This window comes from Candidatus Yanofskybacteria bacterium (genome assembly GCA_016181175.1).
Lineage (GTDB): Bacteria > Patescibacteriota > Minisyncoccia > 2-02-FULL-40-12 > IGHO2-01-FULL-4-A > 2-01-FULL-44-17.
The window spans coordinates 48,210-60,858 of sequence record JACOZV010000002.1; the positions used below are offsets into that span (position 1 = coordinate 48,210).

At 38.3% G+C, this 12,649-nt stretch carries 12 protein-coding genes; 2 read left to right on the plus strand and 10 right to left on the minus strand.

The genetic code is table 11. The features are described 5' to 3' along the window. The 8 genes from HYT61_02115 to HYT61_02150 all read right to left on the minus strand — a co-directional run bounded on the left by HYT61_02115 (window position 1) and on the right by HYT61_02150 (window position 9,144). Window positions 1–1,197 (minus strand): S41 family peptidase, encoded by a 1,197-nt coding sequence (locus HYT61_02115; GenBank protein MBI2063016.1) that lies wholly within the window; start codon window positions 1,195–1,197, stop codon window positions 1–3. A 10-nt stretch (window positions 1,198–1,207) separates the two neighbouring features. Then, window positions 1,208–2,023 (minus strand): glycosyltransferase family 2 protein, encoded by an 816-nt coding sequence (locus HYT61_02120; GenBank protein MBI2063017.1) that lies wholly within the window; start codon window positions 2,021–2,023, stop codon window positions 1,208–1,210. Between the two features lie 2 nt (window positions 2,024–2,025). Further along, complete coding sequence (locus HYT61_02125; protein MBI2063018.1) at window positions 2,026–3,099, minus strand: LCP family protein; 1,074 nt, start codon at window positions 3,097–3,099, stop codon at window positions 2,026–2,028. Next, complete coding sequence (locus HYT61_02130) at window positions 3,087–4,166, minus strand: glycosyltransferase family 2 protein (GenBank protein MBI2063019.1); 1,080 nt, start codon at window positions 4,164–4,166, stop codon at window positions 3,087–3,089. The genes HYT61_02125 and HYT61_02130 overlap by 13 nt, the downstream gene beginning before the upstream one ends. A 314-nt stretch (window positions 4,167–4,480) precedes the next feature. Next, complete coding sequence (locus HYT61_02135) at window positions 4,481–6,064, minus strand: O-antigen ligase family protein (protein MBI2063020.1); 1,584 nt, start codon at window positions 6,062–6,064, stop codon at window positions 4,481–4,483. Then, window positions 6,019–7,122: a glycosyltransferase family 4 protein gene (locus HYT61_02140; GenBank protein MBI2063021.1), complete on the minus strand. Its 1,104-nt coding sequence runs from the start codon at window positions 7,120–7,122 to the stop codon at window positions 6,019–6,021. The genes HYT61_02135 and HYT61_02140 overlap by 46 nt, the downstream gene beginning before the upstream one ends. Further along, window positions 7,115–8,026 carry a glycosyltransferase family 2 protein gene (locus HYT61_02145; protein ID MBI2063022.1) on the minus strand — a complete coding sequence of 304 codons (912 nt, stop codon included), beginning with the start codon at window positions 8,024–8,026 and terminating at the stop codon, window positions 7,115–7,117. The genes HYT61_02140 and HYT61_02145 overlap by 8 nt, the downstream gene beginning before the upstream one ends. Then, window positions 8,026–9,144, minus strand: coding sequence for a glycosyltransferase (locus tag HYT61_02150; protein MBI2063023.1), 1,119 nt, complete (start codon window positions 9,142–9,144; stop codon window positions 8,026–8,028). Before HYT61_02150 ends, HYT61_02145 begins: the two co-directional genes overlap by 1 nt. Window positions 9,145–9,200: 56 nt before the next feature. Between HYT61_02150 and HYT61_02155 the strand changes: the two genes are divergently transcribed. Beyond that, window positions 9,201–9,626, plus strand: coding sequence for an EamA family transporter (locus HYT61_02155; protein ID MBI2063024.1), 426 nt, complete (start codon window positions 9,201–9,203; stop codon window positions 9,624–9,626). A gap of 18 nt (window positions 9,627–9,644) precedes the next feature. On the opposite strand, the gene HYT61_02160 is transcribed toward HYT61_02155, so the two are convergent. Beyond that, entirely contained in the window at window positions 9,645–10,652 is a 1,008-nt protein-coding gene (locus tag HYT61_02160; protein MBI2063025.1) for a rod shape-determining protein, read from the minus strand. A gap of 147 nt (window positions 10,653–10,799) precedes the next feature. Between HYT61_02160 and HYT61_02165 the strand changes: the two genes are divergently transcribed. Next, the gene (locus HYT61_02165; GenBank protein MBI2063026.1) at window positions 10,800–11,672 is read left to right on the plus strand and encodes a hypothetical protein; all 873 of its coding nucleotides are present in this window, start codon (window positions 10,800–10,802) and stop codon (window positions 11,670–11,672) included. Window positions 11,673–12,076: 404 nt separating this feature from the next. On the opposite strand, the gene HYT61_02170 is transcribed toward HYT61_02165, so the two are convergent. Next, a complete protein-coding gene (locus HYT61_02170) occupies window positions 12,077–12,616 on the minus strand; it encodes a hypothetical protein (protein ID MBI2063027.1) in 540 nt (179 codons plus the stop codon). Window positions 12,617–12,649 lie beyond the last annotated feature (33 nt).

A 12,649-nucleotide genomic window follows, 5' to 3' on the forward strand; every position in this document is an offset into this window, starting at 1 on the left:
CTAGCGTAGGTTTTTTATAAGTTCCTTTGCCTTATCCAACTGCGGGTCTTTGTCGGCGTTAATGTCTTCCTCAGTTCGTTTGACCTCAATATCCGGCTTTATACCGTTTTCGTTTATTGATATACCGTTTGGGGTAAACCATTTGGCAATAGTAACTTTCAACGAGGCTTTTTGTGGAAGATCCAGTACTTCCTGAACCGATCCTTTGCCAAAACTGGTTTCTCCGACAATCGTAATTCCGCGGTTATCTTTTAAGGCGCCTGCAAGAATCTCGGACGCTGAAGCAGAACCTTTGTTTATCAAGACAATAATCGGATAGTTTTTAAGTTGGCCGTTCGGTTGGGTTCGGAATTGATTTTCTTGACCATCGCCAAATCTTTCGATTGTTACAATCTTATTGGCATCCAAGAAGTACCCCGCAATATTTACCGACGAATCAAGCAAACCACCCGGATTGTTACGCAGGTCAAGTATAATTTTTTCAGCTTTTGAATCACTGATTTCCTGCGCGGCTTTTTTAAATTCCGCATCAGCATTTTGATTGAAGGTAAAAATTTCAAGATAAGCAACTTCTTCGTCTAACAGTTTCCAATCTATGGCCGGTATTTTTATGATATCCCTGGTAATTTCTACTTCTTTAGCTTTTTCCAGACCATCGCGAGTAATCACTAATGTTACCTTGGTTCCTTTTTGTCCGCGTATCAAACCGACGGCTTCGTCCAGTTTCATGCCCTCGCTGGGTTTATCATTTATTTTCAATATTTTATCTCCCGCCATGAGGCCGGCACGTGCCGCAGGCGTATCTTTGATGGGTGAAATGACGGTTAAAATGTTTTTGCGAAGGCCAATTTCAATCCCAATACCGCTGAATGCTCCTTTAATTTGCTGTTGGAACTCTTCATTTTCTTTGGGTTTGAGGAAAACCGTATAAGGGTCACCAACCTTTTGCACCATACCGTCAATGGCCCCGTAAACCAGATCTTGTGTGTTTAGTTTTGACTTGTCTACATAACGATTATGCAGCATGTCCCACACATTCCAAAAGAGAGAAAAATCCACATCGCGCGGTTGGCCGTAGTCTTTGTTAACAAGATTTAATAATTGAACGGGAGATTGCCAATTTTGATAATAAAAACCGCCCAAGAATCCAACGGTGAGTGCAAGAACTATTACTACCGGAACTAATCTTTTTTGCATGAAGTTAAAGTTATTTATTCAGTGGGATTTTTTGTAAGTTATGATATTTCCAAAAAAACTTTATTGCACTGGCGATATGCCAGCGCGTTTTTTTATTAAATATCACATCCAGTAATCCCAGGCGCGAACTGGATTCACGCTGATGGTAATGATACATTATGGCCTCTGGGTAATACACAACCTTGTAATCATTGTGCCAAAACCTTCTGGCCCAGTCAACATCTTCAAAATACATAAAAAATCTTTCATCCATGCCGCCAACCTTTTCAAGCGCTTCCTTGCTCACCATTATAGCCGAGCCCATTATCCAGTCCGGTGTTTGGATTTTGGACGGATCGGCATCGGCCACGAGAAAATCATCCAGGACTTTTTTAAATCGTCCGAATCTACCCAGAAAACTACGCCGAGCAAGTATTGTGGCCGGTTTATAATAACCGAAATATGTATTCTGGTGGGTTCCGTTGAAATTGAGCATGCGCGGCCCAAGCATACCAATGTCTGGATGTTTTTCCATATAGTCAGTCATTTTTATAATTGCGTTGTCAGTAACGACCACGTCTGGGTTAAGGACTAAAATATACTTGCCGTTGGAGTTCTTGATTCCCGTGTTAACCCCCCGCGCATAACCCAGATTTTCTTTAAATGACAGATATTTTATTTCCGGATACTGCTCAACAACCAAATCTCTTGCCTGACGTGAAATGGTCGAGTCAATAATAATAGTTTCAAGGTCTATGTTTTTGCATGTTTCCGCAAGCGATTTCAAGCAGAGCTTTAAAAGTTCGGGTGTCTGATGGTGGACGATAATTATTGTTAGCTTGCGCATGACTAATCAGTTAGAATATTTTTAAACAGATTTTTAATTCCTTCAAAATTTGCTTCTTTGGGTAATAATATATATTCGCCTTTTTCGGTTTTGGTTTCATAGACTAAATTTTCCGTGGTAATTACATAATTTTTTGCTTTATTTTTAGAACTAAAGGTATTTGCCAGTGAAAGCAAATCGCCGACATCCCAAATTTGAAAGTCGGTGCGTATGTTATCTTTTAGATCGGAAAGCAGAGAAGTTACTTTAACCGGATTGGACAAAAATCCCAAAGACAGTGCTTTATTCTTAATGATCTTAATTATTTCTTGTTGTCGTCTTGCCCTGTCGAAATCGCTTGTTGAATACCTGGACCGGGCATAATACAGTGCTTGCTCGCCGTCTAAATGATTGTCTCCGGCCGGCAGAAAGAACTCATAACCCCACTGATTTTTTTCTTCAAACGGTTTGGCAAGGTAAACATCAATACCGCCAAGATTGTTTACTATCTCCTTGAATGCATTAAAATCAACGACCACGACATTATCAATGTAGATGCCAGTAATCCTTGATATTATTTGTTTAGCCAAAGTTAGCCCGCCGCCATTTTCCAATCCTCTCTCATAAACCTCATTTATCCTCCCCTTTAATTTTATGTTTTTGCCATTCTGTATTTCTGCTGACATGTCCATATAAAGGTCGCGTGGTATGGAAATGGTTGCAGCTTTTTGTGTTACCTTATCAATACTCGTTACCATTATCGTGTCAGTAAGCAAGCCGCCCTCTTCTTCAATGGCTATTTCATCTTCTCCTCTTATGCCCAAAATCAAAATATCCAGACGATCCGGCTCTTGTCTGGGTATCGGGTTGGGGTCAATTGTCGGTTTAGACTCGTCGCCGATATTAAAAATACCAGCTACACTTTTCCACCAGGAGCTATTTTCTACGGAGATCGTGTTATACACCATCCCCAATTGATACACATAATAACCGACAACAATCAATAAAACCAGAAAAATACAAAATAATGGTTTTTTAAACCATCGTTTTTTTGATTGCAATTTTTGAAAATTATCCGGCAGTATCATATGATCCATTGGCGTAATTCTTCGGGTGTTACATTGCTTTTACTCATTATTTCGCTTCTCCTTTTTAACATACTTGGTAGTAGTTTGGCAACCTTAAAAAATTCTAAAAACACCGATGGTTCAAATATCAGAAAATATATCCCAAGCCGCAATTGCCGCCATAAAATATGTGGTAAATCTCGCAAGAGATTAATGGTAAAATCATTTTTAATTATCGTGAGTGTAGTGTTTCTCAAATCAAGGCGGCGTTTAAACATGGGGATAGTTTTGCGGATTTTTATAAACTCTTTCCATCCTCCGGCTAGTGTCTTGGTAGTTTTACGATCATGCCAAGCAATGACGCTTGGCGCGTAAACTTGTTTCCAGCCGAACAATCTCATCCGCCATGCCAGATCAAGATCGTCGCCGTACCAGAAATAGTCACGGTCTATAATTTGATTGTTTTGTGATTCTAAACGGCAATCTTCCAGTGCTTGTCGGCGGAAAATCGGTACAGCTCCCTCTACGGCAAAAATTTCACGCTTTTGATTGTATTGTCCGGAATCAGTTTCTCCATGTCCAATATTTACAATTCGGCGGGATTTAAAAATCTTAAACCCACAAGTATCAATAATTTCGGTGTCATCACAAGACCCATTTATGGTCTTGCGATGACCATGGATTGGATTATGGTCCAGTTCATATTTATAGACTTTTGCTTGGAGAGCTCCGATTTGGTAGTCCCGTTCCATTACTTCAACGGCATTTTTAATAAAATCTTTATCCAAAATTACGTCTACCGAGAGTGCGATAATATATTTACCGTGACTCTGTTCAAGCAATTTTTCTTGGCCGGGCCACATGCCCAAATTTTCTCTAGATTCTACTAGCGAAAATTTGGGCGACTGTCCACCGTCCACCGTCCACCGTCCACTTTTTAAAATTTCTCTTGTGGAGTCAGTCGAATTGTTATCTAAAATATTAAGTTCAATAAACTCATGCGAATAAGATTGTTCCAAAATCGAATCCAAACACCGGCGAATATATTTTTCACCATTATGGACAACAATATTTATAGAAACTAATTTACTTGGCATAACTAGATAAATTTATTATATTGTGCATAGTTGTTTGAATTTTTTAATATAGACAGAAAGGTAGCTAATGGCCAAGGCAAGAGAAAGGTTAGAGTGTGCGCTGTCGAGTTTTTGTAAAATTAAGATAGAGGAAAAGGCGGCTTATTTTACACCCAACATGCTGTTACAACATCTTGGTGATATGTGGGGAGACAAAAACTCACTGCCATCTCCGCAAAAGCTAACCAGATCTCTATTTTCTTTGTATGAAAACGGCAAAGTGATAATATATTCGATCCTGGCAAAGGAAACCGATGGCATTATAAGATTAAGTTTTATTGGTTTGATAATGTGTTATCCGGAAGAATTTTCCCAGTCCCAGAAATTATCGCCGCAGTTACTGCGAAAAGTAAAAAGGCGCGTTCATCGAACATTGCGACGTCTGTTAAAGAATAGATCAAGACCCACGGGAGGAAAATTAGGAGGGAAGCGAAGTAAATAATAATCGGTAACTGGTAACTAGTAACTGATGTCAAAAAATTGCGATGCGATTTTTTCAGAAGAAGCCAAAGGAACCAAAGCGCAAGAATTAATGCTGGCAAGCCCGTTTCGGCGGCGATATGGAGGTAAAGATTGTGCGCTGACGAACCTGCCTTGGCTCTGGCCAAATCTTCCCCCACCACGGCCGGAAAATTTCCTATTCCGACACCCAGCAATGGGTGTTTTATTATTGAACGGATTGAATCTTTCCAAATTTCAATTCGGCGTGCATTGGAGGTTTCGGAGATATCTAAAACGGAGCGGGCGCGTTTGGCAAGCAAACCAGTTGAATCCTTTTCTGCCATGAACTGATTTGAGGCGATAATATAATATGCCACGCCGAATAATAAAAAGAAAATAACCAAGAAAGAACTAATATAGGCAAAAACTGCACGACATGTGATGTTGGGCGTGCACGACATGCGATGTCGTGCAATAAGAAAAATGGCCCAAACGGAAGAAGCGGCTCCGGCAGCCCAAATGCCGCGGGTGCCAGTGAGAATAAGTGCTAGAAAAATTACAGGAATAAAAATAATAATCACAGAAGCGCGGGACTGTAGCATGGTTTTGAAATTGCCACTTTTTTCAGTAACTCGTTTGAGAGCGATAGTCATAACTGCCGGTAATCCCAAAAGCATAAATATGGGAAAAGAATGTGAATCTGGGAAAATTGAGAACATTCGCAAAGATAATTGATTGCCGAAATAAGCAAACCACGTATTGGCTTTAATGGCCGTTTCAGCCCACACATTGCCGTACATGTTACGTTCTACTACGCCGCCCCAGAAATCTACGAACTGAAAAATATCCATAAAATATGTAGAAACAAGCTGAACCATGCCGACCAGAGCCACAAATATCGTAGGTATAGCAACATTTTTGATAATTCGCTGACAAAAATCTTGGTTTTTGCGAATTAAATCATAAATTACAATACCAATCATAGAAAGATTAACAAAATAGATAATTCTTTTGACTGCTAAAACATGGCTTTGTGCTTGAGAGATTGATAATATCATCAGCAATAACAAGGCCAAGAGAATAAAAGACGAGCGTGAAAATCTGGGCATAATCTTTGGTTTTAATACCCAAAACCATTTCAAAAAAATCAGTCCGGAAAAAATACGCCACATATTTAGAGAATCAAAGCCGGCGGTTATGGGGATGGCGACAAAAAATGGAATTGAACGGACGAAGAATACAGTTGAGTTTTCAAGTGACGCCATCAATACATAAACTGCAAGCGCAATTGTCCAAAAAGGCACAACCGTCCGCGGCAGAATCCCGCTTGCTACCAAGGCGATCACCGCGGGTTGAGATACAAATAAAATATTTAGGGTCGAATAATTTCCAAAAATTTGTCTGTATGTTTTTGCCATGTATATTTTGTCAAAATGCTCTGACGGGCATTTTTTATTTCTTGTCGTTTTGTCTCGTTGGTTAATCCCTTCGTAATTGCTTCGGCGATTGAATTGGGATCATCAGGGTTAGAAACAAAAAAGGCGTTATCCCCAAAAATCTCATGGCTTATTTCAGAATCAGACACAACCGCTGGTACGCCATGTCCCAACGCTTCAAGTGGCGGTAAGCCGAAGGCTTCTTTGGAAGAAACGTATACTAACAGTTTAGCATGAGCGTAAAGCTGGACTAGTTCATTTTCGCTGACGTATTCTTTATAAATTATTTTTTCTTTGCCGATACGATTATTTATTTCTTTAACAAGTGTTTTTATAATTGGTGGGTTATATTTATCTTTGCCGATTGCGACTAATTTTAAATCTGGAAAGCGTGATGATATTAATTCAAAAGCCAACATGGTTTCGCGCAGGTGTCTTCTTGGAAATGCTTGGCCGACATAGAGAATGTAATTGGTAATTGGTAATTGGTAATTAGTAATTGGTTTGGGTTGGTCAACACCGAGTTGGTTTACTACAATGCGGGTAGGGTTTATTTTGAACAACTGAGCCATTTCTTTTTTTGAAGTTTCGGAGATAGCCATAATTTTGGTAGCGTGTCTTGCTGTCCACCAGCCGGCAAAGATTTTGTAGGCAAGTTTGTAACGGAAGGGCAATGTACTGGTATGAATTTCGTAATAAATATCCTCGGTCAGCATAACCAGTGATTTGCCGAGAAATAAAATCGGAAGCATGTAATTAGGCAAAAACATTAGATCGAGTTTTTCGAACCAAAGTTTAATTGGCAGAAGTAAATAATAATACAAGCTGAATGATGATACTCCCGATACTTTCTTTACAAAAATAGGATTATCCAAAAACGGTAATTTGGGAATGTGTGATTTGAAATAAAGAAAAAATCTGAACTCGCTGGTGAGTTCAGGTCTTAGTGATATTTCTTCAAGAAGATTTTTTACGATTCTACCGATCCCCCATGACTCGAGACCCTCAATAGATTCGCATTCTATGCCAATTTTAAGCATTTATTTTTCCGAACCTTCCTTTATAAAAATCTAATACCCCAGCTAATATTGCTTTTGATATTTCAACATTGTGCCTCAATATAATTTTAGTGAGCTGTTTAATTATAATAAAAAATGACCAAAATGGCAAGGAGAATTTAACCCAAAACGGCCCATTTTTACAGTTAAATAAGTGAGCATTTCTGTAGTGGTAGTGGAGTAATATGGGTGCTCCCAATGATGAGGTAGACGACGATTGTTTATGATGAATCAGTTCTTCAGGCACAATTTTGAGCTTGTAGCCCGCTTTTTGCGCGCGCAGGCAGTAATCAGCATCTTCAAAATAGAGAAAATAGCGTTCATCAAACAATCCAATCTTTTCTAAAACTTCTCGTTTGATAAGCATACAAGCTCCTACAACATACTTAGTGGTTGAACTACTAAGTGCACTTAGTAGTTCAACCACTAAGTGCGAAAGTTCGGGTTTTAGCCAGCCAATTTTGCCGCCATAAATTATTTGGTTACCCTCGTTTATTGCGGGTCCTGCAATGCCTATTTGCTGATCAGATTCTGTTGCTTCTACTAATTTTGATAACGCATCCTTTCTAATTGTCGTATCGGGGTTCAATATCAAGACATAATCAGCGCCATGCTCTAACGCATGTTTGATACCCAGATTATTTCCGCCAGAATAACCAGAGTTGTAAGAAGTAGTAAGTAAAAAGTAACAAGTAGCAGAACTTGTATTGCCTGTTTTTTCTATCCAATTTCTAACCTCGTCGATTGCATTGACATCTGAGCCGTTATCCACTATAATTGTCTCATAGTTCTGATAGTCCAGTTCTTTAACAGAATTAAGGCACCTAATGGTGTCTTGAGAATTATTATATTGGAGGATGACAATGAAAACTTTAGATTGATTCATTAGATTGATACCTTTTTCACCAAATCCGTTATCTCGTTTTTAAACCTTTTTTCTGAAAACCGTTCTGCGGTTTTTTTTATTTTTTCGGAATCATAATTGGGCAAATTTTGTTTTAGACGGCGGATGCCGTCGGCTAGCACCTCTTCGGTTGGGTCGTCAAAAAATTCGCCATTTATGCCTTCTTGTATATATTCTAACGCGCCGCCGCGCTTGAGCGCCAATACTGGTTTGCCGTAGCTCATTGCTTCGATGGGTGTAATGCCAAAATCTTCCTCTTGCGGCATTATAAACGCTATACAGTTTTGATAATAATGGGGCAGTTCTTTGTCAGAAACAAAACCCAACATTTTAATATTTTTTAAATTTGAGATTTGAGATTTGAGATTTTTGTTTTCGGGGCCATTTCCTATTATGATGAGAGGCCAGCCTAATTTATTAAAAGCCCCGATTGCTATATCTATATTTTTATGTTTAAAAAGACGGCTTACAATTAAAAAATAACCTTTAGTAATTGGTAACTGGTAATTAGCAACTGGTAATTTGGTTACCGGCGGGTATATTACGGAAGAATCTCGCTGGTAGTATTTCTTTATGCGTTGGCGGACGTTTTCAGAAATTGCGACAAAATGATCAACTCGTGTTGAGGCGTGCCGGTCCCAGATTCTTAGAAAGTGTTGGACCAAAGATGCCCACAACTTGGGTGTAAAACTGATTTCTTTTTTATATTCTGCGTGCCAGTCCCATAATTGCCTGGTGGGGCTGTAACAATAACAGATGTGTTTTGTGCGCGGTTTGAGCACAAGTCCTTTGGCAAATGCGACAGATGATGAAATTACCAAGTCAAAATCACTTAAATCAATAGTCTCAATGGCAATTGGCAGAAGCGGAGTTAGCAATTTATGACTTTGGAAAATGCGATAGAAGTTTTGAGTAAAAGTTGTTCTAATTTCTGCTTGCGGCAAAAACCAATCGGTAAATTTTTTATTATAAAAAAGTGTATAAATCGGAGCTTGCGGAAATATGTCATGAAATGTTTTCAATGTCTTTTCTGCCCCGCCAACACCTAAAAGCCAGTCATGAATTAAAGCAATCTTTATGTTTTGGGTATTGTTTGACAATTAATCGTGTGACCTATATCTTCTTATTATGGTTTTTTAAAAAAAACGGAGAAAGAATGCCAGCTTGGTTGTCATTGGCGATGTTGGTAGCTATATTTTTTGGGGTTGTTCCGATTCTGAGTAATAAAGCGATACAGATACACGGTCCCATCGTTAATTTCTTGATTTTAAACGAAGTCATGTTTGTTTTGGCTTTAACCTGGCTTTTGTTTTCCGGATATCAAAACATATTTCTTGTGACTAAAAAGTCTCTAAGCTTTTCTTTGATTGGCGGTGTGCTGTCATTTTTTGGAGTAGCTTTAATCTACTCTATTTATGAAATGTTCCCCAGGGAATTATCGCTGATTGCAATTACGACAAGTTTTTCGGTGGTAATTTTGGCAATAATTAATAATTTTCTTGGCGAAAAATTATTTTTCCACCAGTGGCTCGGAGCGATTATCGCCTTTTTGGGCATAGTTCTGGTTAACTGGAAAAAATAAAGCGCGCAAGCGCTTTTTTTATTTTTTCGCCATAATATTCTTTTTGTAAACTTCCAAGTTGTCCAGCACGATTCCCGTTCCTTTGGCCACACAAAGCAGTGGGTCATCCGCAGTACGGGCCGGTACGCCAGTAATCCGCGTCATGAGGATATCTATATTTTTTAATAATGCTCCGCCTCCGGATATAACAATTCCACGATCCATTATGTCGGAACAAAGTTCTGGCGGAGTTTCTTGCAGAACATTTTTTACAGTTTGTACTATTTCTCGTAATTGTTCTTGCGTGGCATCTGTAATTTCATTTGAAGTCAACTCGATGGTTTTTGGATAGCCAGTAGTCAAATCACGTCCGCGTACATTAATTTTTTCTTCATTTGTTTGTTTTATTGCGTTACCAATTGCTATTTTTATAAGTTCTGCAGTTCTCTCACCTATTGCTAAGCCATGTTTCTTTTTTACATACTCAACAATTGCTAGATCTATTTTGTTGCCACCTACTCTAGCCGACGACCAAGTAACTATGCCTCCTAAACTAATAACCGCAACATCCGAAGTGCCACCGCCGATATTTAAGATTAAGTTGCCAATGGGGCTATTGATGGGTATTTTAGCTCCAATTGCGGCCAAAACCGGTTCCTTGACCAAGTATGCTACTTTGGCCCCAGCATTAATTGTGGCCTCAATTACAGCTCGTCGTTCGGTGGAGGTGATACCTGCAGGTACCGAAACTAAAATTTCTGGTTTATAAAATCCAAAACGTCCAATTGCTTTGTTTATAAAATATTTCAACATTGCTTCCGTAACCCTATAATCAGCAATTACGCCATCCTTAAGCGGTCTAGAAACAATAATACTATCAGGCGCTCTGCCTATCATTTCTTTTGCATAGTTACCAACAGCAATTATTTTATTGTCCAACACAGAAATTGCGACAACAGACGGCTCATTTATTACAAGTCCTTTGTTTGGCACGAAAACTAAAGTGCTAGTTGTCCCAAGATCAATACCTATTTTTTTGACAAACAATGGTTACGCAGTTAATGGCTTTTGTTTCCAAGTAACTAACTAGGAAACAGAAAGCAATAAAAAACCACAAAGAATAACAAAAGATAGCGATAAAAATCATTATTGACAAGATTTACAAAAAAATAATTTTAGTTTAAAATAAACGATATGAGTAAAAAAACTAAAAAGCTAGTCTTTTACATTGCAGTGCTTGTTTTTATTATACTTAGTTTTTTGGTAATGCTTTTTGCGTTTGGGTATAGATATGATTTTGTGCAGCACAGATTTTTTAAGACAGGGTCATTGGAATTAAAAACAAACGTGAGAGCGGAGGTATACATCAATGATAAATTAATTGGCAATACCTCATTTTTGAGCAATTCTTTTTCTAAGGGTCAGTTTTTGCCAAGAACATATAACCTGCGGCTTGAGAGCGACAAATTTCAGCCGTGGAAAAAATTGGTAAAGATTGAAGCTGGATTTTTAGTCAGTTTTCCGAAAATTGTACTTTTGCCGCAAAACTTTGAATCTGAAATAATAGCTTCCAGTTCAATAAACAATATAACCATTAAACGTTTTGATGCCGAAAATAACATTGCAATAATTGGTAATAAACAAAAGTTAGACTCCATTGATCTAAAAAGTGGAAAAAAAAATTCCATTAACATTTTGCCAAGAGTTAATCTGCCAGGTGCTTTAATAGTTTCTCCTGATGGGAACAAAAACGCGTGGATTGGAGAACGTGAAATTTGGGTTAGATGGGTTAACGATTCCAGTTATCAGCCCCTTAAATTGGCCGGAAATACGGAGTTAATTACTAGATTTTCACAAACCGTTGAAGATTTACAATGGTTTAAAGACTCGGAACATTTGGTAGCCAATGTAGGCGGTATTTTAAAATTTATAGAAATAGACGATCGTGGCGAAGTAAACATAAATGATATTTCCACTATCAGCGGGCCATTTTATTATGACCGTAATCAAGATGCGATATTCAAATTTGAAGGGAATAGGTTGATTAGGATTATTCTTACAAAATAACCACTCGCAACTGCAAAAATTACAAACCCAAACTTACCCCCGATTTTCTTACAACTTCATATCTGTCTACAAACATACGCAAAGCTCGCTAAATTGTCGGACACAAGTTGGTTCCCCTATCGGCTTGTTTTCTGCGCGTTTTTCGACCAGCCGTTGTGTTACCAGACAATTTTAACACTCGTTTTGCTAATTTGCTTCGCCCCGTAGCGAGCTTCGCTCTGCTACTAGGGTTAGTTGACATATGAATGACGAAAATCAGATGGCTTCGCTTGTTCCCGGTTTGTAATTTTTGAACTTGATGCTTCATTGCGTTAGTCACACGGATTAGGGTAGAGGAATTTATATTTTATAGCAAAAAAACCGAGTATTACTCGGTTTGGGAGCCTTTTATTAAAAATTACAGTTTAAAGGTTTACCCTTTCTTTTAGGTGTTTGATCATTCTTGTAAAAACGTTCGATACGGTCGTAGCTTCATCAATTTTTTCGAGTGCAGTATAAGCACTGTCGTACTTATCAAAAAATAATTGTTTCCGTAACTCTAAAAATAAACCCGAAAATACAATAGCCACAGAATACACACAAAATATGATAAGTACTACAAAATTTTCAGTACGATTTTGTTTTAAAATGGTAGGGAGAAAGAAAGACGGAATGAGAAAAAAGGAGAACAAATAACTCAACAAGCCATAGCCCCTCAATCTAATTTGATTATTTTTTAATTCTTGCAAAAGCCCGCACTCAAGCCGTACTCGGGCAGAAGGTTCAGCTAATATCTCAAAACATTGTTTTTTGGTGTAATCAAATTTACGAACTAAATAATCTTGTAACATACTTTCAACAGCCTCATCCAGCGCCATTTTTAGATTTAGGGTTTTTGTTTGCTGGTTTTTTAGTGTGGTGATTGCCAAAATATCCTGCCTAATCAAGCAAGATTCTTGTTCCATATTGTCCATTTCTGCCCCCTTTTTTTTAAAGAC

Bases quoted from the DNA above. Each gene is read 5' to 3' on its own strand.
- HYT61_02145 (MBI2063022.1), bottom strand. From the start codon at position 8,026: ATGAATCAATCTAAAGTTTTCATTGTCATCCTCCAATATAATAATTCT.
- HYT61_02140 (MBI2063021.1), bottom strand. From the start codon at position 7,122: ATGCTTAAAATTGGCATAGAATGCGAATCTATTGAGGGTCTCGAGTCA.
- HYT61_02115 (MBI2063016.1), bottom strand. From the start codon at position 1,197: ATGCAAAAAAGATTAGTTCCGGTAGTAATAGTTCTTGCACTCACCGTT.
- HYT61_02130 (MBI2063019.1), bottom strand. From the start codon at position 4,166: ATGCCAAGTAAATTAGTTTCTATAAATATTGTTGTCCATAATGGTGAA.
- HYT61_02125 (MBI2063018.1), bottom strand. From the start codon at position 3,099: ATGGATCATATGATACTGCCGGATAATTTTCAAAAATTGCAATCAAAA.
- HYT61_02155 (MBI2063024.1), top strand. From the start codon at position 9,201: ATGCCAGCTTGGTTGTCATTGGCGATGTTGGTAGCTATATTTTTTGGG.
- HYT61_02135 (MBI2063020.1), bottom strand. From the start codon at position 6,064: ATGGCAAAAACATACAGACAAATTTTTGGAAATTATTCGACCCTAAAT.
- HYT61_02165 (MBI2063026.1), top strand. From the start codon at position 10,800: ATGAGTAAAAAAACTAAAAAGCTAGTCTTTTACATTGCAGTGCTTGTT.
- HYT61_02170 (MBI2063027.1), bottom strand. From the start codon at position 12,616: ATGGAACAAGAATCTTGCTTGATTAGGCAGGATATTTTGGCAATCACC.
- HYT61_02120 (MBI2063017.1), bottom strand. From the start codon at position 2,023: ATGCGCAAGCTAACAATAATTATCGTCCACCATCAGACACCCGAACTT.